A 1,448-nucleotide genomic window follows, 5' to 3' on the forward strand; every position below is an offset into this window, starting at 1 on the left:
TTCCCAGCCCCTCCCTCACGCGCACCCAGGCCCCCGAGCTGGCGTCTTCCGTCCAGCGGCCCTCGCCGGTCGCGGCGGACTCGCTGAAGGGCGGCGCGGGGCTGGGCGGCGCGCTGCAGGGCCTGCTGCAGCAGGACGGCTTCGACTCGGTGGGCGGCGCGGCCAAGGGTGGCATGGAGAAGCTGGGCCAGATGCTCGCGCTCCAGGTGCTGGGTGAGCTGTCGAAGATCCTCGGCGGCGAGGGCCTTGGCGGGGCGCAGGGCGGAGTTCCGGGCGCCCAGGGTGCCAACGGGAACACGGGCGTCGTCGGGCCGAATGGCGGCCAGGTGGGCCTGGGCGCGGACTCCTTCGACGGCGGCGGCGTGCCGGACCTGGGCGCCCAGGACGCGGCCCTCGACAGCGGCGTGCCGGACCTCGGCGGCGAGGGCGCTTCCCCTGGCGGTGGGCAGCCCGCCGTGGACGCTGGCGGGCCTCCGCTCCAGCAGAAGGCGGTCGCGGGGCCCCAGGGCGCTTCGCAGTCCCAGGGCGCTTCGAAGGGCAAGAACACCATGACCCTGGTCAACGACGGCACCACGCCGATGAAGGTGAACTTCACCCCCAACGCGGGTGACAAGGCGGTGGACTCCGTCACCCTCAAGCCGGGCGAGACGAAGACGGTGCAGTTCCCGGACGGCTGGTCCGGCAACTTCCGCAGCGACGCCGGCGACGGCAAGAACGCGACGCTCGGTGAAGTGAAGTTCGACGGCGGGCACGGGAACACCTACTACGACGTCAGCTACATCGAGGGTCACAACGCCTCCATGACCATGCAGCCGGAGAGCGGTGGCCGTCTGTCGGGCACGATGAAGAACCTGCTGGATTCCGCCCCGGACTCCGTGAAGGCCAAGGGGACGGACGGGCAGGCGTACGGCATCAAGAAGAGCACCACGTCCAACGTGCAGGATCCGGAGGTGGTAGACTTCTTCCGCAAGCACGTTGGCGCGGACCAGGGCTACGTCATCCCCACCGACGACGCGAGCACGCTGGGCAGCAACGACAGCAACCTCGTCGTCCACATGAAGAACCTGGCCTGAGTCCCTCCCCCTAGAGGCACCGTCCCATGAGCGTCCGTCTTCCTCCCAACCTCCCCCGGCCGGGCGTGCCCGCTCGAGGTCTCAAGGAGGAAGAGAAGGCGAAGCCCTCCGAAGGCAAGGCGTCCTCCGGCAAGGCCACCGCGAAGGGCGGCGCCGCGAAGGGCGCCTCCGCCAAGGGTACCTCCGCGAAGGGCGGCGCCCAGGAGTCCCCCGGCCAGGAGGGAACGTCCGCCCGGTCCGGGGAAGCCGGACGTGGCGGTGGCGGAGACGCCGCGAAGAGCGCCCAGCAGAAGGACGGGATGGCGCCCAGCACCCAGCGCGGCGCTGGTGCGGCCGGGTTCGGGGGCACGGTGGAGAAGCCGCCCGCCCCCACCC

Annotated in this window: 1 protein-coding gene and 1 pseudogene; both read left to right on the forward strand. The window is 71.5% G+C overall.

Annotation, left to right across the window (positions count from 1 at the left end; translation table 11 throughout):
• The coding region (locus D7Y13_RS41415; protein WP_341870477.1) for a hypothetical protein at positions 1-1,073 on the forward strand (1,073 nt) is incomplete at its 5' end.
• Positions 1,074-1,099: 26 nt separating this feature from the next.
• Positions 1,100-1,448, forward strand: a pseudogene (locus D7Y13_RS41420) (hypothetical protein); the annotation flags it as partial.

It is taken from the genome of Corallococcus praedator (genome assembly GCF_003612125.1).
In the GTDB taxonomy this organism is placed as follows: Bacteria; Myxococcota; Myxococcia; order Myxococcales; family Myxococcaceae; genus Corallococcus; species Corallococcus praedator.